The sequence below is a fragment of the Altererythrobacter chaiwopuensis genome (genome assembly GCF_054957755.1).
The window spans coordinates 1-289 of the sequence record NZ_JBTXJG010000005.1 but is presented as its reverse complement, the minus strand read 5'-3'; the positions used below and the strand labels follow the sequence as shown (position 1 = coordinate 289).

Genomic DNA, 289 nt, shown 5'->3' with positions numbered 1-289 from the left:
CCCATGGGGATGCCCAGGCCCGGGATGACCGCCGAGAAGAAGAAGCCGAGCAGCACGGCGCTCACGATCACGAGCGCGACGGCGAGCAGCGAGATGGGGCGCAGATCCCGCCGGAACTCCACGGCGGGGAGCGAGACGGCCGACGAGTAGAGGAGGGGCGGCAGCACGCCGGCGAGGATCCACTCGGGGCTGACGTGCGGCGCGGGGAAGAACGGCAGGAGGGAGATGCCGAGCCCGACCGCGACCAGCAGCAGCGGCGACGCGATGCCCAGGCGCTGTCCGATGGCGC

1 protein-coding gene is annotated in these 289 nt (G+C 72.7%); it reads right to left on the bottom strand.

Annotation, left to right across the window (positions count from 1 at the left end; genetic code table 11):
- A partial coding sequence (locus ACX2DJ_RS12965) for a cation:proton antiporter domain-containing protein (protein WP_462573159.1) occupies positions 1-289 on the bottom strand: 289 nt, incomplete at both ends.